Annotated in this window: 20 protein-coding genes; 3 read left to right on the forward strand and 17 right to left on the reverse strand. The window is 43.0% G+C overall.

Going from position 1 to position 24,722, the window contains the following annotated elements:
• Position 1: 1 nt before the first annotated feature.
• The 10 genes from T499_RS0105030 to T499_RS0105075 form a co-directional block, all read right to left on the reverse strand.
• Positions 2–853, reverse strand: a complete 852-nt coding sequence (locus T499_RS0105030; RefSeq protein ID WP_033149958.1) for an ABC transporter permease — start codon at positions 851–853, stop codon at positions 2–4.
• A gap of 47 nt (positions 854–900) precedes the next feature.
• Positions 901–1,728 (reverse strand): DUF4422 domain-containing protein, encoded by an 828-nt coding sequence (locus tag T499_RS0105035; RefSeq protein ID WP_033149959.1) that lies wholly within the window; start codon positions 1,726–1,728, stop codon positions 901–903.
• A gap of 4 nt (positions 1,729–1,732) precedes the next feature.
• Entirely contained in the window at positions 1,733–2,905 is a 1,173-nt protein-coding gene (locus T499_RS0105040; RefSeq protein WP_033149960.1) for a glycosyltransferase family 2 protein, read from the reverse strand.
• Positions 2,906–2,919: 14 nt separating this feature from the next.
• Positions 2,920–4,071 carry a glycosyltransferase family 2 protein gene (locus T499_RS0105045; protein ID WP_033149961.1) on the reverse strand — a complete coding sequence of 384 codons (1,152 nt, stop codon included), beginning with the start codon at positions 4,069–4,071 and terminating at the stop codon, positions 2,920–2,922.
• 6 nt (positions 4,072–4,077) lie between these two features.
• A complete protein-coding gene (locus T499_RS0105050) occupies positions 4,078–4,968 on the reverse strand; it encodes a glycosyltransferase family 2 protein (protein WP_033149962.1) in 891 nt (296 codons plus the stop codon).
• Complete coding sequence (locus T499_RS0105055) at positions 4,952–6,493, reverse strand: O-antigen ligase family protein (RefSeq protein WP_084162902.1); 1,542 nt, start codon at positions 6,491–6,493, stop codon at positions 4,952–4,954. The genes T499_RS0105050 and T499_RS0105055 overlap by 17 nt, the downstream gene beginning before the upstream one ends.
• Before the next feature lie 3 nt (positions 6,494–6,496).
• The gene (locus tag T499_RS0105060) at positions 6,497–8,527 is read right to left on the reverse strand and encodes a GumC domain-containing protein (RefSeq protein ID WP_232221050.1); all 2,031 of its coding nucleotides are present in this window, start codon (positions 8,525–8,527) and stop codon (positions 6,497–6,499) included.
• Between the two features lie 165 nt (positions 8,528–8,692).
• Positions 8,693–9,700 carry a TolC family protein gene (locus T499_RS14100; protein ID WP_052173429.1) on the reverse strand — a complete coding sequence of 336 codons (1,008 nt, stop codon included), beginning with the start codon at positions 9,698–9,700 and terminating at the stop codon, positions 8,693–8,695.
• Positions 9,701–9,716: 16 nt separating this feature from the next.
• Positions 9,717–10,916 (reverse strand): sugar transferase, encoded by a 1,200-nt coding sequence (locus T499_RS0105070; RefSeq protein WP_033149965.1) that lies wholly within the window; start codon positions 10,914–10,916, stop codon positions 9,717–9,719.
• Between the two features lie 9 nt (positions 10,917–10,925).
• Positions 10,926–11,291: a response regulator transcription factor gene (locus T499_RS0105075; RefSeq protein WP_013063705.1), complete on the reverse strand. Its 366-nt coding sequence runs from the start codon at positions 11,289–11,291 to the stop codon at positions 10,926–10,928.
• A gap of 185 nt (positions 11,292–11,476) precedes the next feature.
• On the opposite strand from T499_RS0105075, the gene T499_RS0105080 reads away from it, so the two are divergent.
• Complete coding sequence (locus tag T499_RS0105080; protein ID WP_033149966.1) at positions 11,477–12,967, forward strand: xylulokinase; 1,491 nt, start codon at positions 11,477–11,479, stop codon at positions 12,965–12,967.
• Between the two features lie 39 nt (positions 12,968–13,006).
• On the opposite strand, the gene T499_RS0105085 is transcribed toward T499_RS0105080, so the two are convergent.
• The 7 genes from T499_RS0105085 to mltG form a co-directional block, all read right to left on the reverse strand.
• Positions 13,007–14,176 (reverse strand): GDP-L-fucose synthase family protein, encoded by a 1,170-nt coding sequence (locus T499_RS0105085; RefSeq protein WP_033149967.1) that lies wholly within the window; start codon positions 14,174–14,176, stop codon positions 13,007–13,009.
• Positions 14,166–15,257, reverse strand: a complete 1,092-nt coding sequence (gene gmd / locus T499_RS0105090; RefSeq protein WP_033149968.1) for a GDP-mannose 4,6-dehydratase — start codon at positions 15,255–15,257, stop codon at positions 14,166–14,168. Before gmd ends, T499_RS0105085 begins: the two co-directional genes overlap by 11 nt.
• Positions 15,258–15,268: 11 nt before the next feature.
• On the reverse strand, positions 15,269–16,336 hold the full coding sequence (locus T499_RS0105095; protein WP_033149969.1) for a mannose-1-phosphate guanylyltransferase: 1,068 nt from the start codon (positions 16,334–16,336) through the stop codon (positions 15,269–15,271).
• 80 nt (positions 16,337–16,416) lie between these two features.
• Positions 16,417–17,055 carry a DedA family protein gene (locus T499_RS0105100; RefSeq protein WP_033149970.1) on the reverse strand — a complete coding sequence of 213 codons (639 nt, stop codon included), beginning with the start codon at positions 17,053–17,055 and terminating at the stop codon, positions 16,417–16,419.
• Between the two features lies 1 nt (position 17,056).
• Positions 17,057–18,475: a tetratricopeptide repeat protein gene (locus T499_RS0105105; RefSeq protein ID WP_157054516.1), complete on the reverse strand. Its 1,419-nt coding sequence runs from the start codon at positions 18,473–18,475 to the stop codon at positions 17,057–17,059.
• A gap of 11 nt (positions 18,476–18,486) precedes the next feature.
• Positions 18,487–20,214 carry a glutamine--tRNA ligase/YqeY domain fusion protein gene (locus T499_RS0105110; protein ID WP_033150231.1) on the reverse strand — a complete coding sequence of 576 codons (1,728 nt, stop codon included), beginning with the start codon at positions 20,212–20,214 and terminating at the stop codon, positions 18,487–18,489.
• Positions 20,215–20,312: 98 nt separating this feature from the next.
• On the reverse strand, positions 20,313–21,338 hold the full coding sequence (gene mltG / locus T499_RS0105115) for an endolytic transglycosylase MltG (RefSeq protein ID WP_033150232.1): 1,026 nt from the start codon (positions 21,336–21,338) through the stop codon (positions 20,313–20,315).
• A gap of 98 nt (positions 21,339–21,436) precedes the next feature.
• Here mltG and T499_RS0105120 point away from each other — a divergent pair, with 98 nt between their 5' ends.
• Positions 21,437–24,046, forward strand: coding sequence for a 4-alpha-glucanotransferase (locus tag T499_RS0105120; RefSeq protein WP_033149972.1), 2,610 nt, complete (start codon positions 21,437–21,439; stop codon positions 24,044–24,046).
• A gap of 27 nt (positions 24,047–24,073) precedes the next feature.
• Positions 24,074–24,715, forward strand: coding sequence for an HAD family hydrolase (locus tag T499_RS0105125; RefSeq protein ID WP_033149973.1), 642 nt, complete (start codon positions 24,074–24,076; stop codon positions 24,713–24,715).
• The last annotated feature ends 7 nt before the right edge of the window (positions 24,716–24,722 follow it).

The raw sequence follows: 24,722 nt of genomic DNA on the forward strand, positions 1-24,722 counted from the left end.
ACTATATTACATCCATAAAGTTTCGTTGTACTCTGTTGAAGATGACTATGCCTAGTAAGAGAATCACAATAGTGAATATAAAACTATAGTTTAAATAATACCAGTTGAATTCGCCAACTCCTGTAAATGCGTATTTAAAACTCTCTAAGATAGCTGTCAATGGGTTTACTACCAATACCCATATATATTGGGGGTATGTCTCTTTCATTACAGAAAGAGGATAGATGACAGGAGTTGCATACATCCATAGCTGAACACCGAAAGTAATGAGAAATCTCAAATCACGGTATTTGGTAGTCATAGATGATATAATCATACCGAAACCGAGCCCGAGGCCTCCTAACATGATAATGAGCAATGGTACTAATAGTATGGCTGCATTTATATGGAAGACAATGCCTGACGCAAAATAATAGATGTAAACAACCAGAAACAGTACAAATTGTATACCCATTTTGATAAGATTGGATATGACAATAGAGAGGGGAACTACCAATCTGGGGAAATATACCTTTCCAAAAATGGCCTGATTGGCATTGAATGTATCAGAGCATTTGCTTAGACAATCCTGGAAATAATTCCAACAAACAAGGCCTGCTAGGTAGAAAACTGCTTGAGGAATCCCATCTGTAGAGATACCCGCAATCCCACCAAATACAAACATAAACATGATGGTGGTGAATAGGGGTTGAATTACAAACCATAAAGGTCCCAATATGGTCTGTTTATAAAACGTCACGATATCGCGCTTAACATACATTGTCAAGAGGTCGCGGTAACGCCATACTTCACCTAAATCAATCTTGAATAGATTACTGTTATTAGTTATAATGATATCCCAGTCTTTTGCCATAATGCTTATTTTTTGCAAAAATAGGAAAATTAATTGAGATTACCAAATTATCTGTGTATTTTATATATATAATCGTTCTTAATTCTGCGAAATGTTGCTCTGATGTCGCTAATGTTTTGATCATTATCATATTCATCCAATGACATAATTAGTGGTATGTGTTTGATTTTAAGATGATAGTATTCGCAAAAGACATTAATAAGTCTTTCGCTCATATAGCCATATATGCGACTCTGGATGGGATCGTCTATAGGTGGGACGCGTTTCTCTACCTCGAAAAGGATATCGAATAACCATTCTGAATATGCGTCGAAGTGCTTCCAATGTGTGATAAACATGTTGTAACCAACAGATTTGTTGCAGTGATCCATTGTCCTTTCAAAAGCGGGTACGTATTGAGGAGAACGTTCTTTGATAATCTGACGAAGCATTTCCCAGTCTTTTGCAATATGATAGTCTGCATACTGTTGGGTATTGCTAACTCGCCAGTGACGAGCAACAGGAAGAATAATGTCGTATTTTGATAGAAGCTTTTCTAAATCAGGGAATTGATATGGACGTTTGAGAAAATCTTCTGTCTGAATGAAATGCTTGTCAGGAGAGAATTGAGGCCACTTCCTTGCGAAATCAAAGTAGCGGCGATAATGATTGAGCCCAACAATATCTACGTCCTTTAGATTTTTCCATGCCCAATAGTGGCATGTGAGTTCACAAAAATGTGGATTCTTATCTGAAATGTTATCTCCTTCGTTATCTGGTTGAAAACCAGTTATAGGTTCATGTAAAGCCGCTCCCGCTTGAACAGGGAGGAAATAAGGATGTTGTGGTAATTGTACTTCCTTATGGGCACAGATAAAAATCATTATGTTACTCATTTCTTTATGTTGTATGTTCGGTATGTATAAAGTCTGTATTTTTCCTATCCATATGGAGGATGTTTTTGAGCATGCGTAGTACCAGCCCAGGAATTGTAAATACCTTAGAGAATGAACGGAAACGGATTTCCTTGGGGATGGCTACAAATAAAGACAGACCTAATATCGCCAATGTAATCCACCATTTTTCGCACCATTCTGGGATGGTTAGCGTTACAAATATGGATATACCAGTTAATAGAACAATCAGAATTGAACGTGGTATTAAAGCCTGTTGGATAGTCTTGTCAACAAAGTTGATTTTACCATGTATTAAAGCACCTGGAATCTTTGGCAGGTTACTCATGAGGCTCTGAACCTGAGCAGTCATCCAGCGCATGCGCTGCTTTTGGAAGTTGTCCTGGTTGCTAACCTTTTCATCGAACACGTGAATCTCTGGGGCATATTTGATAAATACTTCCTGATGGAGTAGCAAGGCCTCCATCTCACGGTCCTCACCTGCTGTTGAAAGCTGGAAAACGTTCTTTCTAAATAGTTCGTAATTAAAGCACATACCAGATCCAATTAAAGCAGAAGACAACCCCAGACGGTTATGGGCCTTTCGGAAGATGGTGTTGTTAATCTCCTCGCTTGCGCCATCAAGTACAGCAACATCGTTATTTGCATTCTTGGCACAGCGATGGCACTGGATAGCGTCATAAACAGAACATAAGACGTTTAGTTGTGACAGAAATTCTGGACGTACTACATTATCGGCATCAAGTACAACTACATTGTCGAATGTTTCTTGAATCTCATCAATTGCATACTGCATAGCCTTGGCTTTTGAACTTTTCTCGAATGTCGGGGTAAGAAGCTTAATGGGGAGTGTGCTTAAATACTCATTAGTCTCTGGCTTCATATGGTCAGAAATAACTGCTACAGTGTATAAGTCATCTGGATAATCCTGCTCTAAGAAATGCTCCACAGCATTGATGATGACGCGATCCTCATTATAGGCCGGATAGAGTATAAGGAATTTTGTCATCCTATTGGTTAGTGCTGCAGCATGAATAGCAACGCGATCTTCTTTCTCATAAAATAACGAGATAATTGCAAAAAATGCTACATAGGCAACTGAACCTAAGATAATAACCCAGAGGGTAACGTCGATAATGTGTAATATCTGCCAAATCATAATTTATTGTTTATTTAGTTGGTTTTCTTTTTCTTATTAAAAAAATTAGTACTGATGATTCCCCATAATGTTACAAATGGAGAACGTAAGAATGTGCGGTCCCACATCTCATCCACCAGATAATCTGGTGTTGCTAAAGCAAAAAAGAAAAGAACAGCAGAGCTGACAACCCACCATTTGACTGCCATTGATAAATAGATAAACGGGAGTAGGATGCTCATAAACATCATGATGCCTATCATGCTAGTACGAGGCATCAACATCCATTGAATAAGCTTATCGGCCCAATCATATTGCTTACGTAGGAGTGCTCCAGGTAAATATCGAATATTTTTAAGCAGGTTCTGGAACTGTTGCAAAGTCCATCGGCTATGTTGCTCGTTCATCTTGCTGGTGGTTCTCTTCTTCTCACCATATAATAAGATATTATCGAAGTAATCGATAAAATAACCTTGTTTCAATAAAAGTGCTTCCAGCTCTTTGTCTTCGCCAGCTGTTTTGGCCTTCATCACATTGGCCTTGAACCAGGTAAAGTCGTATGCCGTTCCTGATCCAGCCAATGCTGCAGAAATTCCTAAGTTGATATGGCCTTTACGGAAGATGTTGTTGTTGATTTCCTCAAAGATGGAGCCCATGCGTGCAGCTGCTGTATCTCTATTTCGAGAGATACGATGCATTTGGATGGCCTTTGTGGCTGCCGTTTCAAACGCATCGTTTACTTTGGTGAGGAAGTCTTGTTCAACAATGTTATCTGCATCCAATACAAGGGCAATATCGTAAATTTTAAATTCCGGTAATTTGAGAATTGCGTATTGAAGGGATTTTGCTTTGGTACTTTCAGCAAAATCGGGAGTCAATAATGTGATTGGGTATTGAGCCAATCGCATATTTGTTATTTCTGTTTGATGGTCGGATACAACAACCACGTCGAATAGACGCTGTGGGTAATCCTGGCTTAAGATGGAAACAACTGCTTGTTCAATGACGTTGTCTTGTTTATGTGATGGAATGATAACAGCAATGCGGTTTTGGATTTTAGCTTTATTTTGAACAGTGTTTCGAGTGAAAAGAGAGGCTACAGAAAAGACTCCGAGATAGAGTACTGTTCCTGCAACAGGGATAAATAGTATCCAATCGATGATATATAGTATAATCCAGAAATCCATAATTCTTCAGTTGACAGTTGAGAGTTGAGAGTTGAAAGTTTTTATTCCTCTATAGACAGCTTTGACTAGGTTTAATCTGCCTTGGAGGGTATATTTGATTATGTCGCGAGGGGCGACGATACCTATAAGGTATATATATGATAGGTATTTGTTGATACCTTTATAATTACGCTTGACGAGGAGCAACCTGTTACGGGTGATGTAATAGGTGCGGAGGGGGCTGTTTTGGCCTGTTGCTTGGCTTTCTTTGTGGTATACAGTGCAAGCAGGGTCGTACCATATCTCATAGCCAGCTCGGGTAAACATCATTGACCAATCGAGTTCTTCGTAATAGAGGAAGAAACACTCTGGCATAAGTCCAACCTTGCTTATGGCCTCACGTTTTATCAGCATGGCTGCTCCATGAGCATATGGAGTAGGGTGCGCTGTATCGTATTGGCCATTATCTTCTTCGCCAAAGCCAATGGCTTGATTCCTGACTGTTATTGGGGACAATGGGGTGTAGCCTGCAAATTGTATAGGGTTGTTTCCCCATGCAAAACGAAGCTTGGGACATGCAATAGCTATCTTGTCTGATGATTCAAGTCGCTCAATGAGCGGATCTATCTTGAACTCTTTGATATAGGTATCGTTATTAATAAGTAGTATATACTTCCCCTGAGCTTCCTTAATACCTAAGTTGTTGCCACCGGCAAAACCTAAGTTTAGGTTGCTTCGTATGACTTTGACATGCGGATACTTCTCTGAAATTGTGCTTGCTTCATCTTCTTTTGAGGCATTATCAACCACTATCACCTCCATATTGCTATTGAAGGGGATGGACTCAATCAATTCGCAGGTATCTTTCAGACCATTGTAATTGATGGTGATGATGGACAATTTACACTCGTTTTGCAAGTTTCTTCTCTATTTTTAATCTTTTCTTTTCTTCTTGCTCCTTTAGGCGTTGTTGCTCGTATTCAATCCATGCAGGCTCTATATATGGTAAAATGTGAACAATTGCAAGTCCTCCAAAAAAAGTTAATCCGTTGGGGTACTGGAATAATACTTGGTTAGCATATGCACTTAGTTGAATAGAAAGAAAAGCACAACATAAGGCGCCTCCTATGCCAATTAATGAAGGGCTTCGGAGTTTAAACATAACAATCCAACATGCTCCCAACCACATAATGAGCATGCATATTAAAAAGAATGTTATTCCAATAATTCCTGTATGAACCCATATGTAGACATATTCTGAGTCGGGTGGAATATCTGATACCTTTCGATATTTATTATTGACAGGGATGTTTGCTTGAGTTGAACTTATGCCTAATCCCCATGGTGCATCACTTAAATATTTTTTTATGGCCTCTTGGTTTATATCTCTAACGCTTGCTGATGCATCTTTCTTATCAAAGGCAGATCTCATTCTTCTTATTTGTTGATTTCCGTTTCCTATATTTGTAAATACAAGGATTATCATACAAAATGCAAGAAAAATACCGAATGGAATAGCTATTTTAATAGATTTTGATAAAATTACATAAGCAAATAATCCTGCTCCTAAAGAAAATATTGCGGTACGTGTTCCTGATTGGAACATCCCCCAGATGACAGCCCCTCCCACTATTAGAAAGAATATTTTTTCCCACTTAATTTTACTTGTAATGGCTATGATGAAAAATGTAACAGAAGAAGCTGCTGCATTACATCCGTAGTTAGCAGCATCACTAAAAGTTGAGAAATACCTTACGAGCGTTCGCGCGTTTAAGAGGTGCGTTGTTTGTCCTGGGCCATAATATAGCCAAGCATACTCTGTATCGGTAAATCCAATTATTTTTTGTTTCCATGTCCAAAATGCTGAGAAAAGAGCTAATATTGCCCAAAGTCTGAGATAGTTGAGAAGTCTTTTGGGAGTCGTAATATAAATACAGAATACAATCAGAATCCATAAAAGTTGAAGGGCTATAAGACGAAAACTTGTAAACCATGCTGCTACATCCATACCAAGGTCACAGGTGTTGTTGAATAATTGTAAAATGCAAAATCCAAGCCATGAAAGAACCCCCATCATCATTAGATTTAGACATCTTCCAAAGTGAGTTTCTTTTCTTATATCTAAGATTGCTAATAAAATTAGCATCAATTCTAAGATCTCATCCCATAATGACATTGGAACTCCGCCAGGTAGTGGGCTGTCTTTCATCTGGAGTATGTAATTGATAATTATTAATGCCCAAAACGCACTCATTTTCCATTTGAAAGAAGTATATGCAGCGAAAATCAGTAAAGGTGATAAACAAATGATGGTAAAAATGGTATATCCGCTATGGAGAAATTCGTATATTACAAGCAAAAATAGGAGAAAGAGAATGATTACTCTTCCTCCGTTTTCATGGGCATATTCGGATAGTCTATTTGAATAAACTTTATTTACCATTTATTATTTTGCATGACTATTTTCAACTGCGGTCAGACCCATCTGTGACATACGATAGATGAAGTTGTTGAATGATGTGTATGGTGGTAACTGGCCTACAAACTCTTCAACAGCATAACGCTGGCATTCTGTTAAGTACATAAACAGAGAATTCTTGTTCTCCAATCTTTCGTTTAATTCCTTTAATGCTTTTTGGTCTACATCTTTCCACGTGCGATTGGCACGAGTAACCATCAGGTTGATAGTTCCCATGTTGAGTAATGCGGGAGGAATGGAGTTGTCGTCTAAGTTTGGATATTCGACAATGGCAATCTCATTTGGCAATAAATCAGGACAGATATCTTTGATATCTTTAGCCATGATGAAACGGCTATCTTCAGCCAGGTAATCTTCATCATATGTTATTCGTCGTACCTGAAGGCCAATTGAAATCCAATAATTCTCTAATTCCTGAGCAATATAACTCTTACCATTGGCAGCATCGGTAGAAATCAGGTTAAGTACATTCTGCTTGCCTTCTTCGAAGTGGGGAAGAAGTGCCTTACTGAGTTGGCGAAGAGCCATATCTGCAATCGTTTTGTTGAAGCGACGATAACGCAAATTGCTTTCTTTGGGGAAGCAACCCATAACAGGAATCTGAGTAATGCGTTCAGAACGCATACGATCGCGAAGCGTACGATCCAACAACTCTATGATGAAGAAATATAATGCGACAAAGATGAATGATAACACAAATGCTCCTAACAATGTCATCATTCTGTTAGTAGGCTGAGCATTCATGGGAAACATGGGAGGATTGAGCACACGCAATGTGGCTGTCGACATCTGAAGGTTTTTTTGACGAAGTCTGGCCGAGTTGAGCGCTCTAAGCATTTCCATGTAGTTGCCTTCAATGAAACTAATATGACGATCTTTTCTTGATAATGTTGCGCCGATAGGTGCGTAATACAGAATCTCATTATCTAACTTTTCGCGCATAATGTCTTGGGCTGATTCTTGGGCCTTGGCTTTTTCTAATAGCAGAACCTGATCTAGCCATTTATTTACCATATCACTTGCTTTAACACCAGATTCGGTGTTGTAATTGCCAGACTCGATGTCTTTTACTAAACTTCTGACATTATTGGACGCATTTTGAAGCATCTTTTCGGCTTTTGCAAGCTCAATCTGGGACTCGACTTCGTTGCCACCTCCTTCGCTATTCATCAGTTTTAAATTTGATATACGTGATTGAATACGAGAAATATCAGTGACCTGGTCAGTGAAGTCTCTGTTTGCTTTAATGATTTTTGCTCGATCGCCCAACTGACGCTCTAAATAGTTCATCAGAGCACGAGTGGTGGTTTTATCAATAATTAAGTTGTTATCTGATGCTTTCTGGCTTGCGTCAAGTGCCGTCAATTGACTGGTCTGTTCTTGGTAGTTAATAATCCTTTTTTCAATATTATAGCGAATAAGATCGTCTTCCGCATTTGACAAAATTCTATATAATCTGGCAACCTCTCTTTCAAAGAATTTGATAACATTATTAGTTTCTCCATAGCGTAATATTGCATATTGGCGAGCAAATACTTCATTCAATATGTCTAAGGTGTTATATGCAATACCAGCATCATTGCAAGAATAGCCAATGTCGATGATATCACTTCTTTGCAGTTGAACCACTTTAATGCGGCTAACAATACTATTGATGCCGAAATATTGGTGATAATTAGTTAAACCAAATACATAGTTATCTGCTGATGGGCGTTCATAAGCCTTGAGGTTGGCATAAGTCGCATTTTCGCTATTATGATTGATAAGGGCTTTTACTTCAGTTGGTACACTATTATATAAAGCACGGAAATGTTCTGCAGAGATATAGTTATTGTCTTTATTGGGATTTCCGTACATCATGCAGCGTGCAAATAAACGCAAAGAAACCTCATGAATTGTAGCATCGGTTGTAATTAAAAGAATGAGGTTAGTAATGTTTGTTTGTGAATTACCTCCAGCGGTTCCTGATCCTCCTTCAAGATTATATCCGGTAATCATACCGGTATATATGGTTGTGTTTGTATCGAATACACGTTCCAAGTTTCGCGTGGAAAACCAGGCCACTACCAATGCTATCATTGGTAGGATGATGAGATACCATCTTATTTTGAATAGAAATCTTACAATATATCTAAATAGATCCATAGTCGCAAATATGTTTATTTATTTGGCTTTTTTTGCAGCCTTGGCTGCCGCTTTTGCTGCTTTTGCCTCGGCTTTGGCGGCTTTTAAATCGGCTTTTGCAGCTTGGGCTTCTGCCTTGGCTAATTTCTTTTCCAATCTTATCTCTTTTTCTTTATCTTCTCTTTCTAATTTCTTGATTCGCTTTTCCGTAGCTTTATTCTCTTTTGCAATTTCTTTGGCAGATTTGACAATACTTTTGTCAAGTGTAATTTCTGTTGTTGCATTGGTTATAATAGGAGTATGTGTCAGAATCTCCAAAGTAATAATGTCAGTTGTTATTTCTGTTTGCAAGCTTTGATAACCTGAAACTTGTCCACTTTCATGCATCTTGGTGTTTGCATATGCTGCGATGTCCATGTTTCCATTTTCAAAATCTTCCTTGTTTAATGCACCGGCTCCTTGATAGGCAGCTGCTGCTTCACCTAATGTCTTAAGGGATACTAAATTGTTCGTGATTTTGACAAATAGTGTGGCAATTTGGAGCTTTAGTTGGTCATAGGCTATGTCTTTTTGAATATTAGCTTGTTCTGCTTCAAGTCTCTTGCGTTTTACAGCTGCTGTTAAATCCAAAATGTCTTCAACGGGAATCGCAAGATTTATACCGAGATTCCAATAAGCTTGTTGAGTGCCTTGATATTGATAAAGGGTTTGAGTATATGCAGATGAACTATTACCCCACATATCTGCCATACCGTAGCTATAGCTTGCATGACCAGTAACGTAAGAAAAAATATGCCTTTTTTGTTTAGCAACTTCTGCTTCTGCTAACTGTCGTGCCTTTTCAAGCGTTAATATCTGTGGGCTTGATTTTGCGTTCTCAAACAAAACAGCCAATGGAGGCAAACGGAATTCAGAAAAGTTGATGTCTTTTTCGTTGCTGGAATCGAAGAAACCTGCACTGATACCGCTCTCGTTGAATTGAGCGAGGGCTGTAGTGCTGGTTATAGCTGCTGCAAAAATGAATATCAATCGTCTGAATCTGTTCATTTTAATAGGGATTTAGTTATACATTTTCCTTCTGTACGAAGGCAAAGAAAGTACGGAACAGGATCTTCATATCCAACCAGAAATTATATGTCTGGCCGTACTTGATGTCGAGTTGCTTGCGCTCCTCGGCTGACATCATGCCACCCTTTCCGCGCTCCTCAACCTGCCAAAGACCGGTGAGACCTGCTGGGGCCATGAAACGGTCGATACTAGTATCGATGGTGAGCTTCTCGGCTTCATAGAGTGGGAGAGGACGGTTGCCAACCACTGACATATCTCCCTTGAGGATATTGAAAAGCTGAGGCAGCTCGTCGATGCTGAATTTACGGATGAACTTGCCCACCTTGGTAACGCGGGGATCGTTCTCAATTTTAACGAATGCGTTATCAATTTCCTCTTTTTTCTCCTTGCTATAGTCGGTCTCGGAAATCACGAAGTCGTCGCCTACCAGCATTACCTCATCGTCGGCAATCATCATGTCGGTATCATCGCTAATCATCATGTTGCCACCCATGCCGAAATCGGGCATTGGCATAGGCGTTATTTCAGCCTTTTTGCTCATTTCTGCATATTGGTTGCCAGCTTCCTTGGCAACCTCCTTCAGACGCTCTTCGGCATCCTGATACATAGAGCGGAACTTCAAGAAGTTAAAGATGGTATAGTTGGCACCTACACGTTTTGACTTGAAGATAACCGGACCTTTACTCTCCAAACGGATGGCGATAGCCGTGAGTATGAAGATGGGAGAGGTAAGAATGAGTGCGATGATAGCGAATAGTACATCGAAGACTCTCTTCCAAAGAGGAATCTTGAAACGTAACATCCTGTATTTAGGCTGCTGATCATCGAACAGCATATTCTCACGGTCGGAAATAAACTGAATCTTCTTATTAAGTTCTGTAATAGAAGCGTTACAATCAAGGGTATCGTTGATACCACTCTTCTGGTAAACCGAACGGTTCTCTGCAGTAAGCTCCTTGGTGAGCAGAATAATATAGATGTGCTTATTCTTTTTCTTTAAATAGTTGATGGCGTTAATATCTGCGTCTTGCTCGCCCTGTTCGTAAAACACAATAAAATGCTCGTTACGGACATGCGTTGAACACGCTGATGCCGCATCCTTGTAATTTCTTGTGTACTGCACCAATCGACCGGGGATGTACCTTAATCGTTCCTCGGTCTTGGGATTGCTGCCAAGATATACAACACCTATCATATTATTTATTTAGGGAATAATCTTTTTTACTCGTATTTTTAACTCCATGGGGTTGAAGGGCTTGACGATATAGTCCTCGGCACCAATCTCTAGTAGGCGGATACGCTCACTGGTGGAGTCTTCGCTAGAAAGCATGATGACAGGAATCTGCTTGAACAGTTCGTTCTGCTTGATCCACTCCAAAAAGTCATCGCCACGCATTCCTGGCATACGAATATCTGAGATGATGAGGTCGGGGGTGTTGCCTGCCTGCAGCCACTTTACACCCTGCAAACCATCGGGCAACCACTGTACATCGTAGTCGCTCATCAGATAAATAGAGAGAACCTTTGCAATGGTCTCTTTGTCGTCAAGTATTAGTATTTTCTTCTTCATATATGAATTATATTAATACGCAATTTTTAATCATTCTATGTGCAAAGGTAAACAAAAAAATTAAATTGAACTCAAAAATACGTAAAAAAATCATTTTTTTATGGAAAAAAGTCGTTTTTATTAAATTATTTAGGGAAATTTGCATTTGAAACGTACTATAAATAAAGATTCATTATTAAATTGTTATGGCAAATAGATATCTATTAGGTTTTGATGTCGGTAGCTCGTCAGTGAAGGCATCGTTGGTTAACGCCGATAGCGGCAAGTGTGTGGCAACAGCTTTTTATCCTGAAAAGGAGGCTCCTATTATGGCTGTAAAGGCTGGATGGGCAGAGCAGGATCCACAGATGTGGTGGAATAATGCCAAATTGAGTCTGCAGAAGATTATGAAAGAGAGTGGTGCTACAGCTGAGGAGATTAAGGCTGTGGGTATCTCGTATCAGATGCACGGTTTGGTTTGTGTAGATAAGGATCTGAAGGCATTGCGTCCTGCAATCATCTGGTGCGATTCACGTGCTGTACCTTATGGTGAGAAGGCTTTCAAGGATCTCGGTGCTGACAAGTGCTTGAGTCATCTGTTGAATTCACCAGGAAACTTTACCGCTGCCAAGTTGGCTTGGGTAAAAGAAAATGAACCAGAACTCTATAGTAAAATATATAAGGTAATGCTGCCTGGTGATTATATCGCTATGCGACTGAGTGGTGTGGCTAATACCACTGTCAGCGGTCTGTCAGAGGGTATGTTCTGGGATTTCAAGAATAATCAGGTGGCTGATTTCCTGATGGATTACTATGGATTCGATCATTCACTGATTGCAGATATCGTTCCAACCTTTGCTGAGCAGAGCGTAGTAAGTGCTGAAGCTGCTACAGAAATGGGACTGAAAGCTGGTACTCCTATCACCTATAGAGGTGGTGACCAGCCAAACAATGCGCTCTCTCTGAATGTATTGAATCCTGGTGAGATTGCTGCAACTGCAGGTACATCGGGTGTGGTTTATGGTGTACTTGGTGATGTGAACTACGATCCACAGAGCCGTGTAAATACTTTTGCACATGTGAATCATACCGCAGACCAGACTCGTCTGGGTGTGCTGCTTTGTATTAATGGTACTGGTATTTTGAATGCTTGGACTCATCGTAATATCACACCTGAGATTGGTTATGCCGAGATGAACGATCTGGCTGCCAGCGTGCCCATTGGTAGCGAGGGCGTGACAGTGATTCCATTCGGAAATGGTGCTGAGCGTGTATTGGAGAACAAGGAGATTGGTTGCTCAATCAACGGTTTGAACTTTAATAAGCATAACAAGGCTCACTTGGTTCGTGCTGCTCAGGAGGGTATCGTATTCTCATTCTGCTATGGTATGGAGATTATGCAGCAGATGGGTATGGATATTAAGAAGATTCACGCTGGTAAGGCTAACATGTTCTTGAGTCCATTGTTCCGTAATACATTGGCTGGTGTGAGCGGTGCAACCATCGAACTGTATGATACAGATGGCTCGGTAGGTGCTGCCAAGGGTGCTGGCTTAGGTGCTGGCATCTATGCTAATGCTTCTGAGGCTTTTGCTTCGCTGGATAAGTTGGAGGTGATTGAGCCAGATGCTCAGAACCGTGCTGCTTACCGTGCAGCTTACGAGGCTTGGAAAGAAACCTTGAAAAAGAATATGTAATAAATAATAACCCTCGCCGATTGGCGAGGGTTAATTATTTTAATCTAAACTTGAACGATACCATTCGAAAAGTTTCTTTACACCATCTTCAATCTCTACCTTGTGTGTCCAACCGAGAGAATGAAGTTTTGAAACGTCAATCAATTTACGCATAGTGCCATCGGGCTTGGTTGTGTCGAACTCTACAGTTCCTTCGAAACCAACAGCTTTTACAACCAATTCGGAAAGCTCGCGGATAGTTAGCTCTTTACCTGTACCCACATTGATATGGCAATTGCGGATTTCGCCTAACTTGGGGATAGCTCCACCGCGACCTGCAGAATGGTTGCGATCGACAGCACCATCGGTAGAGGCACCATAGTGAACTGAAGAATACTTCTCGATGCCGATAATGTCACTGAAGTTTACATTGAGCAGTACGTGAACTGATGCATCAGCCATATCCTCACTCCAAAGGAACTCGCGAAGTGGTGTGCCTGTACCCCAGAGTGTAACCTTGTTGTTCTCAATACCATACTTGGCCAAAACTGTCAAGATTTCTTGCTGAGAAGCATCGCCGTTGACACCTTCAACCGGACGCTTGTTCAGGTCGATGGCAATCTTATCCCATGCATTATCGTGGATAAGCTTGGCTAGGTAAACCTTACGCATCATGGCTGGCATCACATGACTGTTTTCCAGATGGAAGTTGTCGTTAGGACCATAAAGGTTGGTAGGCATTACTGCGATATAGTTGGTGCCATACTGCAGATTGTAGGATTCACACATCTTCAAGCCTGCAATCTTGGCGATAGCATACTCCTCGTTGGTATATTCCAATGGTGAAGTGAGCAGGCAATCCTCCTTCATTGGTTGTGGTGCGTTCTTTGGATAAATGCAAGTAGAGCCTAAGAAGAGCAGCTTTTTGACACCGTGAGCATAGGCTTCGCTAATGACATTGCACTGAATCTTCATGTTCATCATGATGAAGTCGGCGCGATACAGTGAGTTGGCCATGATGCCACCTACAAAAGCTGCTGCCAGCACAACGGCGTCAGGGTGTTCTTCATCAAAGAACTGCTTAACGGCTACCTGGTCGGTAAGGTCGAGCTCTTTGTGAGTGCGGCCCACCAGATTGGTATAGCCTCGCTGAAGCAGATTATTCCAAATAGCGGAACCCACAAGTCCGTGGTGTCCCGCTACATATATTTTACTTTCTTTACTGAGCATCGTCCATGTGAGCTTTTAAGAAGAGTTTCTTAACGAACTTCATATCGTGCTGAACCATGATCTTTACCAGATCCTCGAACGAGGTCTTCTGTGGGTTCCAGCCTAACTTGGCCTTAGCCTTGGCAGGATTACCTAACAGCTGATCAACCTCGGCAGGACGGAAGTACTTAGGATCGACTTCAACCAGTGCTTTGCCAGTTGCCTTGTCGTAACCCTTCTCGTCAACACCGTCGCCACTCCATTCGAGCTCGATGCCAACCTCCTTGAAGGCGAGGGTTGCGAACTCACGAACGGTATGATATTCGCCAGTGGCAATTACGAAGTCGTCTGGCTCGGGTTGCTGCAGGATGAGCCACATGCACTCGATGTAATCCTTGGCATATCCCCAGTCGCGCAGTGAGTTAAGGTTACCCAGATAAAGCTTGTCCTGATAACCCTGAGCTATACGAGCGGCTGCCAATGTGATCTTACGGGTAACGAAAGTCTCACCACGGCGCTCACTCTCATGGTTAAAGAGGATACCATTGCAGCAGAACATATTATATGATTCGCGATAGTTCTTCATAATCCAGAAACCATATAGCTTAGCTACGGCATATGGAGAGCGGGGATAGAATGGGGTAGTCTCGCTCTGTGGAACTTCCTGTACCTTACCGTAGAGCTCTGATGTAGAGGCCTGGTAAATGCGGCAGGTATCAGCCAAACCTGCAATGCGTACGGCTTCCAGCAAGCGGAGCACACCGTTAGCATCGGTATCGGCTGTGTATTCGGGAACGTCAAAAGATACCTTCACATGACTCTGGGCTGCGAGGTTATAGATCTCGGTTGGGCGAATCTTTGAGATGACACGGATCAGAGATGATGAATCGGTCATATCTGCCCAGTGGAGATTAACAAGGCGAGCCTTTTTCATATCACGAACCCACTCGTCGAGATAAAGATGTTCGATACGGGCTGTGTTGAATGAAGATGAACGACGCATGAGACCGTGAACCTCATAACCTTTTTCAATAAGGAACTCGGCCAGATATGAGCCGTCCTGACCGGTAATACCGGTGATTAGAGCAACTTTTTTTTCCATTATAGTTTATGTTAATTATTTCCTGAGAATTGTTTGATACGCTGTTCCTCCGACAGTTTGCAGATGAGCAGTGTGTCGTTGTTTTCGGCTACGATATAACCATCGAGGCCCTGAATAACTACTTTCTTTTCTTGCATGGTGTGAACAATGCAGTTGTGACTCTCTATCAGGTTTACATCGGGACCGATGCTGGCATTGCCATAGAGGTCTTTCTTGCTTTGCTCGTGAAGTGAGCCCCAGGTGCCCAGATCGCTCCAACCGAAGTCGGATGGACAAACGAAAATCTCTTCGGCCTTTTCCATGATGGCATAGTCGACAGAAATATTTTCGCATTCGGGGAACAGACGGTTGATTTCTTCCTGTTCCTTGTCGGTACCATAAATAGGTAACAGCGACTCGAATATCTTGGCCATTGAGGGCTGATAGATGCGGAAAGCATTTACAATGGTATTTACATTCCAGATGAAGATACCTGCATTCCAGAAATAATAGTTCTTCTTGATATATTCCTGAGCCGTTTCGAGATTGGGTTTCTCGCGGAAAGAGTCGACTCTGAAAATCTCTTTGTTTCGGAGCGAGCTGGTACTCAGGTCGGCCTGGATGTAGCCATAGCCTGTTTCTGGGCGGTTGGGCTTCATGCCTAGGGTAACGATAGCGTCGGTCTCGCTGGTAAACTGCATGCACTCCTTGATGACACGCTGAAATTCAGCCTTATCTGTCACAATGTGATCGCTTGGTGTTACAATGATGTTAGCTTTTGGGTCTTTCGACTTGATGCGCCAACTAACGTAAGCAATACATGGTGCTGTGTTTCTGCGACAAGGTTCGCATAGAATGTTTCCTGCTGGCATATCAGGCAACTGTTTCTTTACAATTTCCTGATAACTCTGGTTGGTTACTACCCAGATGTTCTCGGGCTTAACCAGATTGCCGAATCTTTCTACCGTTAACTGTAGTAATGTTTTGCCAACGCCGAGAACGTCGATGAACTGCTTAGGGTTCTCGGTAGTACTCATGGGCCAAAAACGGCTACCAACGCCGCCTGCCATGATGACCAAATGGTTGTTTGTTCTTGCCATAATCGTTGTTTGCTGATAATATTGCGCAAAAATACGAAAAATAATAGAAAAGAAAGCATAAAAAAGCAAAAAAATGCTTATTACGCTGACTTTTCTTGTTTATGATTAAGTTTTCGTTTGATGACGAAATAAACGACAGCTACTACAATCAGACCCAGAATGGCGAACTTGATATATTCGGCGTATTCGCTAATTTTGTCGTTCAACTGATTCTCGGGTACAATGGCATGCAGATACCAGCCAAGAAGAGCCAGTACACTATGCCAGCCTCCAGCACCAATGGTAGTAAACAGCAGGAATTTGCCGTAATGCATACGTGCCAAGCCGGCAGGGATGGAAATCAGGTGGCGGATGACGGGGACAAAACGACCGGTGAGTGTGGCTGCAATTCCATGGTCGTCAAAGTATTTCTCGCTTTTTTCAACTTTCTCCTGATTAAGCAGACACATCTTACCCCATTTGCTGTTGGCAAACTTGTAGATGACAGGACGACCAACGTACAAGGCTACAAAGTAGTTGATGCTGGCACCTATGTCGGCACCCAGTGTGGCAAATAGGATGACTAAGAATACATTTAATGAGCCGCTGGCTGCATGGTAAGCAGCAGGCGTTACTACAAACTCTGACGGTACCGGCACTACTGTGCTTTCTAATAACATCAGAAAGAAAATGGTTGGATACCAACCGAGCGTGTTGAGAATGTTTGTAATAAAATTCATATTAATCGTCTGTATGTTCTAATGCGTACTGGTAATAATCTTTTGGATCCATATGAGCAGGGAAGAACTCGCCTAATATGGCTCTGGCTTCCTCCGGATTGCAATCACAGGCTTTCTTCAGGTAGTATAAGAATTCATCATTCTTCATCAGCTCGTTGCAACATAAGGCCAGATAGGCATAGCCTTCCTTATAGTCCTCGCCAACAGTCTTGAAGAAATCCAAATAGGCATTGTAGGCAAAATGTAAAAACTTGTTGTCGTGATAAGAGATGATGATTCTGAGTCTTACTTTGGGATTGTTACCCGAATCTTGTAATACCTTTGCGAATGCAGCTTCTGCCTCTGTCTCTTTCTGGTTGGCTAAGAGAATATGTCCCTTGATAACACCCATGTGGAAATGGTCGCAATCCAATTTTTCGGTCATGTCTATGCACCATAGGGCTTTTTCCATCTGTCCTAAGGTGTTATAGGTAAAGGCCATCTCCTGATAGATCTCTGGTAGGTGAATAGAGTCGATGGCGGAAACGCTGACTGCTTTTTTCAACTTTTCAAGTCCGTCCTTAAACAAGCCTTTGTTGATCAGACAAATGGCCTGATGCAAATAACCGAACTCGTCATCGGGTACCTTCTCGGAATATTTCTGGAAGAATTTGAGAGCTTCGTTGTGGTTACCCATTGCGTACAGGGTATTGGCTTTCGACAGCAGACCATTGGCGTCGTTGGGATCGATGGCAATGGCATATTCGCTACTGGTAAGAGCACCCGAATAGTCCTCTTTCATATACTGTACACCTGCCAATGCATTCCAATAATTGGCAGAGTAGGGGTCTTTGTCGAGTAACTCGTTGAAGAGTCGCTCGCTGTCTTTGTATTTGCCCAATCCGAACAGCGTGCGAGCCATCAGTTCCTTGAATCCTACCGAATCGTTGTTGGTAGTGCGGGCTATCCATTCGAAGGCCTTGGCAAACTGGTCGTAATCAAGATACAGACCTACAACGCCTTTCACAAAGTCGGCATATTCATCCTCAGGTAAGTCTTTGATGTATCCTGACAGCAATTCGTCGGCACTGTCCAACTCTCCTTTCGTGATAAGTATCTCGGCACGTAGGTAGATGCCCTCGATACTATCTAAAGGTTCTACTTTATCGGCATATTGCTCGGCTGTCTTGAAGTCTTTCTTCTCCAAAGCTTCGCGGGCTCTGTAGAGCATCGGACCAACGGCTTCAGGATTGTATTCTATAGCTAAGGAAATGGCATCCTCGGCCTCGGCTAGTCGGTTGTTGTAGTGGTAATAATCGGCAATGTCAGTCAAGTCGTCGGCATCCATATAGATGCGTTCGCCCGACTTGACTGACTCCTCGTATTGCCGTAGGATTTCCTTAAAATCCTCGCTTTCGAAATAATCTAAATCTTCTGGCACTTCTTCTTAAATTACTTTTTCCAAGTGTCCTTGAGTCCAACAGTCTTGTTGAAGATTGGCTTCTCAGCTGTTGAATCTGTATCAGGTGTGAAGTAACCAATACGCTGGAACTGCAGATAGGTGAGTGGCTTCATATCGGCAGCGTATGGCTCAATATAGCACTTCTTGATGATGTGCAGTGAGTCGGGGTTGATAATCTCCTTCATCGCTGTAACAGCATCGCAGTTCTTGGCTTCACGGATGGCAGCCATGTCATCGCGAGGATTCTCTACCTTCCACAGACGGTCGTAAAGACGAACCTCGGCCTCGACAGCGTGCTTGCAACTTACCCAGTGGAGGGTCTTACCCTTAATCTTGCGGTTAGAACCAGGCATACCGCTGCGTGAATCTGGATCGTAGGTACAGTAAATAGTAGTTACGTTTCCATTCTCGTCCTCATCGCAGGGGTGATCCTCGTTACATTTAATAATGTAGGCGTTCTTCAGACGAACCTCCTTGCCAGGGGCCAATCGCATAAACTTCTTCTCGGCTTCCTTCATAAAGTCATCGCGCTCAATCCAAAGTTCGCGGGTAAACTCAACAGTGTGAGTGCCATCGGCCTCGTTCTCTGGGTTGTTGATAGCGGTGAGCTGTTCAATCTGGTCCTCTGGGTAGTTGGTGATAACCACCTTAACAGGATCGAGCACAGCGCTGACACGGATAGCACGGCTGTTCAGATCGTCGCGAACTGCACTCTCCAGGAGGGCCATGTCGTTAAGGGCATCAATCTTGGTGTAGCCAATCTTATCGATGAACTTGATGATACTCTCAGGGCTGTAACCACGGCGACGGAATCCGCAGATAGTTGGCATACGGGGGTCGTCCCAACCGCTTACCATGTTATTCTGTACCAATGCCAGCAGATTACGCTTTGACATCAGTGTGTAGTTGAGGTTCAGCTTATTGAACTCGGTCTGACGTGGACGGTTGTCCTCGATGTTGTCGGTCTCGCCCTTCCACTCCTTCATCCATGTAACGAACAGATCGTAAAGGGGTCGATGCTCTACAAACTCGAGTGTACACCAAGAGTGGGTTACACCCTCGAGGTAGTCGCTCTGGCCGTGAGTGAAATCGTACATAGGGTATGCATTCCACTTATTGCCTGTACGGATATGAGGAATATTGAGTACACGATAGATAAGGGGATCGCGGAACAACATGTTGGGATGAGCCATGTCGATCTTGGCGCGCAGAACCAGTGTGCCTGGCTCGCACTTGCCGCTGTTCATGAACTCGAACAACTTCAGGTTCTCCTCAATGGGGCGGTCGCGATAGGGACTGTTTGTACCTGGGCTTGTGGTGGTTCCCTTCTGCTGGGCAATCACCTCGGCACTCTGCTCATCAACGTATGCGCGTCCCTGCTGGATGAGCCATACAGCAAAGTCCCAGAGCTCCTGGAAGTAGTCGCTGGCATAGTAGACGTTAGCCCACTTGAAACCGAGCCACTTAATATCGTTCTCGATGCTCTCAATGTATTCAGTATCTTCTTTAATGGGGTTGGTGTCGTCGAAGCGCAGGTTGCACTGACCGCCGTATTTCTTGGCCAGTCCGAAGTCGATGGCAATGGCTTTGGCGTGTCCGATATGCAGGTAGCCGTTTGGCTCTGGTGGGAAACGGGTCTGCATTCTGCCACCGTTCTTACCCTCTGCCAGGTCATTGATAACTTTCTGTTCAATGAAGCTGACAGACTTTTTCTCCATTCCCTCGCTACACTCGCCTACCCGTAGCCTTTCGCTTTCGTTCTTAATAATCTCTTCCATATCTTATATCTCTAAATTCTCAATTGTTAATTCTCGATTTATTTAATGCCTCTTTCATTTAAAGCCTTTGAATATTTTGCTGCATTCTTCAGGTGTTCCTGATAGGTTCTGGCAAAATTATGTGTGCCAGAGAAGTCCTCCTTGGCGCACATGTACAGATAGTCGTGGGCTGTGCGATTCAGTACAGCGTCGATACCTGCCACCGATGCAATCTTGATGGGGCCGGGAGGCAGACCGGTATTCTTATAGGTGTTATAAGGACTGTCGAATTGCAGCATGTTGTGGTAAATACGCTTGATGGCGAAATCTTTCAAGGCAAACTTGATGGTAGGGTCAGCCTGAAGTGGCATGTCTGCTTTCAGTCGGTTCAGATACATACCTGCAATCATTGGCTTCTCGGCATTGTTGGCAGTCTCCTCGTCGATGATGCTGGCCAATGTGCAAACCTCATTTTTGCTCAGCTTCAGAGCCTCGGCCTTCAACGTACGCTGTACATTCCAAAAATTCTCGTTCTCCTTCTGCATGCGCTTCATCAGATTCTCTATAGAGATATTCCAATATACCTCGTAGGTGTTGGGGACGAACAAGCAGGCGATAGTGGCAGTGTCGTAACCCTGCTGCGCACAGAACGACGAATCGCTGAGCAGGATGGCTACGGCAACGCTGTCCATCATCAGTTTGCGTGACAGATAGCCGGCCAGTCTGTCCATGGTACGACTTTCGGGAATGGTGAGTTTTACAGGCTCCTGATGTCCATTCTTCAGATTGCGGAATACTTTTATCGTACTCTGGTCGGGGGTAATGGCGTATCTACCGCTACGAATATGCTCCATATATCCACCATGGCGAGCGAGCATTCTAAAAGCTGAAAGGCCATGATCGGATGCAATCGGCTCCAATTTGACGCATACTGAATCAAGATTGTCGTTGTCGTCAATATACACGTATTCGGTGGCGCTGAGTTTAGAAAAACTCCCCACAAAATAGTAATATGCGATGCCTAAGATTCCTAATGCGCATACAATAATAGGAACCAGATAGCTTGACTTTTTTATCCAATTCATCTTCATATCCTTGAAAAAACGCTGCAAAGTTACAAAAATCTCTCCACTATTATCGCTAATTTATCATTTTTTTGTATCTTTGCCCTAAAATATAGCTTATGAAACTTAAGTTTTCTATACAATATGGCACTCAATGGGGACAAAATCTCTATGTGGTGCTGACCTATCTCAGCATCGACCAGACCAAAAAGACGGAACGGTTGATGATGACTACCTCTGACGGCATGGAGTGGCAGTTGGAAACCACCGTGCTTGAATCGCGAAAACATCCGATAGCCTCGTTTTCTTATTATTATCAGGTAGAGGATACTGATGGTAATGTGCTTAGAAAAGAGTGGCATGCTATTCCTCGAACCTATTATTTTGATTCGGCAAAAGACTATGTGATGGCTGATTTGTGGCGCGATGTGCCTCTGCAGTATCATCTTTATAGCATGGCTTATCATACAACGATGGGACTATCTGTTGACCAACAGGTTGAGCCGCTTCGTGTGCCTTTGTATCGTAAAACAATCCTGTTCAGGGTGTCGGCACCTCAGTTACAAAAAGGACAGTCGGTTGCTATTATTGGCGACCATCCAGCTTTAGGCAGTTGGAACGTTTCTCGCTATCTGCGTATGGAGCCAATTGGCAGATTCGAGTGGCTGCTGTCGGTGAATGTGGATGCTGTGCTGCTGCCTATAGAATATAAATATGTGATTATTGATGACACTTCCCATGCACTCGTGGCTTGGGAGGAAGGTGATAATCGCACAACTGTGGGTTTGCTGCCTGCTGACCAGACGATGGTGCCTGATGGTACAGTATTGGTGGCTTATGGTGAGAACCTGAGAGTAAAAGAGCATACCTGGCGAGCTGCAGGCGTGGTGATACCGGTATTCTCGCTTCGTAGTAAACAATCGTATGGTGTGGGCGATTTTGGTGATCTGTACCGATTGGTTGATTGGTGTGCGACAACGGGTATGAAGGCCATCCAATTACTGCCGGTTAACGATACTACGTGCTCGAAAAACTGGAATGATTCGTATCCATATAATATTGTTTCGGCTTTTGCTTTGCATCCTCATTATCTGGATGTAGAGGCTATTGGAGTGCTGAAAAATAAAACCAAGATGAATACGTATCATCGTCAACGCCAGGAACTTAACGCACTCGGCTATAGTGATTATGAGGCGGTGGATCGAGTGAAGCGGGCTTATGTTCAGGAACTGTTTGATGAGAAAGGTCAACAGACTCTTGAGTCCAAGGAGTTTAAAGCTTGGTTTGCTCAGAACCAGGATTGGTTGGTGCCTTACGCCAAGTGGTTGGATTCGTCTGTGGGCTTGATTTACTTTACGCAATACCATCTTCACTTGCAGTTGAAAGCCGCAGCTGACTATGCTCGTTCAAAGGGCATCTTCCTGAAAGGCGATGTGCCTATCGGCATAAATGGTGATAGTGTGGAAACGGCTATCCATCCGGATTATTTCCATCTTGATGCACAAACAGGTGCACCACCAGATATGTTCTCGCCCAACGGACAGAATTGGGGATTCCCAACTTACAATTGGGGTACTGGTGTTGTAGAGTGGTTCCGTAGACGTTTAAAGTGGATGGAACAGTATTTCGATGCTATCCGAATCGACCATATCCTGGGTTTCTTCCGGATATGGGAGATACCAGGCGATGCTGTCTTTGGATTGCTGGGGCATTTCTCGCCTTCGTTGCCAATGACAGTGGGTGAGATAGAATACTTTGGTTTGCCTTTCCGTAAGGACTTGTTTACCAGACCTTTTATTAACGATAGGGTGTTAGATAAGCTGTTTGGTATGCATGCACCGTATGTTCGCGAACATTTTCTGATGCCCAAGAGTTACGGTTTGTATGATTTGAAATCAGATTACAACACGCAGAAAAAAGTGCAACAGGCTTTTGAGGGGCGGACAGATGAAAATAGTTTATGGATTCGGGATGGACTTTATCGCCTGGTTAGTAGTGTGCTCTTCCTGGAGGATCCAAAACAGTCTGGTATGTATCATCCGCGAATCGGTGTGATAGGGGAGCCCGTGTTTGAGGCGTTGAATGCTGAAGAAAAAGACGCATTTATGCGACTTTACAATAATTATTACTATCAGCGTCATAACTTTTTCTGGGGGGCTGAGGCTATCCGTAAGTTGATCGATGTGTTTGGCTCTACCCGTATGCTATGCTGTGGCGAGGATCTGGGCATGTTGCCAGATTGTGTGGCGCCGGTACTCGATCAGTTGCGTATCCTGTCGCTCGAAATCCAGTCGATGCCCAAACAGAGTGGTTATGAGTTTGCTCATCTTGATGGCAATCCATACCGTTCTGTTGCTACAATTTCAACGCACGATATGTCGCCCTTGCGCCTTTGGTGGAGCGAAAGTCCTGAGCGTACCCAGCGTTTCTATGTGTCGATGTTACAGAAACAAGGTCGAGCCCCCGAACAGTTACCGGCCCATTTGGCTGAGGAGATTATCGGGCGTCATCTTTATTGTCCGTCTATGCTCTGTATGTTGTCGTTGCAGGACTGGTTGGCTATGGATGGCGAACTGCGCTCAAAGAATGTTCGTGACGAGCGCATCAATGTGCCCAGCGATCCTTATAACCGTTGGAAATATCGTATGCATATTACCATCGAGGATTTGCTGAAGGCAGATAAATATAATAATAAGGTGAAAACCATGATTCAGCGTTCAAAGCGCTAATGTTTAATCTTTAATGTTTAATCTTCAATGTATAACACTTATATATTTGATCTTGACGGAACTTTACTTGATACAATAACAGATTTAGCGGCTTCGTGTAACTATGCCCTCCGCACACATGGCATGCCAGAACATTCGGTTGATGATGTTCGTAGGTTCGTTGGTAATGGTGTACGGAAATTGATGGAGCGGGCTATTCCTCATGGAGCAGAAAACCCTGATTTTGAGGCAACGTTTGCAACTTTCCGCGAACATTATATGCATCATTCGCTTGATACAACACAACCATATCCCGGTATTCCTGAGGTATTGGCTGATTTGAAAGCTCGTGGTTGCCGACTGGCTGTTGTCAGCAATAAGATGATGGCAGCTACCGTGGAATTGTGTCGTCATTTCTTCCCGGATACCATCGAAGTGGCTATAGGTGAGCATGAAGCAGAGGGAATCCGTAAGAAGCCTGCTCCAGATACGGTATTTGCTGCTTTGCGAGAGCTTGGTGTTGAAAAAGACAGGGCTGTTTATGTTGGTGATAGTGATGTGGATGTTCAAACAGCAGCGAACTCTGGGCTACCTTGTATATCCGTGTTGTGGGGATTTCGTGATCGTGACTTTCTGATACAACATGGAGCGAAGACATTCATCTCCGCTCCATCAGAATTGTTATTGTAAAGGTGGA

This window comes from Prevotella sp. RM4 (genome assembly GCF_000701965.1).
Taxonomy (GTDB): domain Bacteria; phylum Bacteroidota; class Bacteroidia; order Bacteroidales; family Bacteroidaceae; genus Prevotella; species Prevotella ruminicola.